Annotated in this window: 2 protein-coding genes; one reads left to right on the top strand and one right to left on the bottom strand. The window is 61.4% G+C overall.

Features of this window, described 5'->3' with window-relative positions; all coding sequences use genetic code 11:
* A partial coding sequence (locus AC1DCP_RS26385) for a ketopantoate reductase family protein (protein ID WP_476774869.1) occupies positions 1-117 on the bottom strand: 117 nt, incomplete at its 3' end.
* Positions 118-309: 192 nt separating this feature from the next.
* Here AC1DCP_RS26385 and AC1DCP_RS26380 point away from each other — a divergent pair.
* Positions 310-492 (top strand): TerC family protein (locus AC1DCP_RS26380; protein WP_476774868.1); only part of this gene is annotated, 183 nt, incomplete at its 3' end.

Here is a 492-nt window from a genome sequence, read left to right as displayed (position 1 = left end):
CTGCATGGCCGCCAGATGCGGCCCGCGTGCGATAAAACTCACGTCGGCGCCCGCGAGCGCCAACTGCGCGCCCATGTAGCCGCCAATTGCCCCTGCCCCATAGATACAGATCTTCATGGGTTGTCTCCTCGATGGTTGTGATGACCGGTATTATTTTGATATATCACATACTATATTCCAGTCTTGGCGTTTCACAACCTCAATCTCGCCCTATCTGATGTCCCCTGCACCGCCGGCGTGCGCTACCATGATCCTGGTAGTCCGCTTTCGGGTAGCCCTGCCCCAGCCCACCCCAACCAAGGAGTTCGCATGGAATCGCTACTCGCGCTGGCGCGCGACCCGGCCGCCTGGGCCGCACTGGCCACGCTCGTGGCCATGGAGGTCGTGCTCGGCATCGACAACCTCATCTTCATCTCCATCCTGACCAACAAGCTGCCCGAGGCCATGCGCGAGAAGGCCCGACGGCTGGGGATCAGCCTGGCGCTGGTGATG

It is taken from the genome of Agrobacterium sp. 10T429 (genome assembly GCF_056393925.1).
This window is presented reverse-complemented; position numbering and strand designations above follow the sequence as displayed.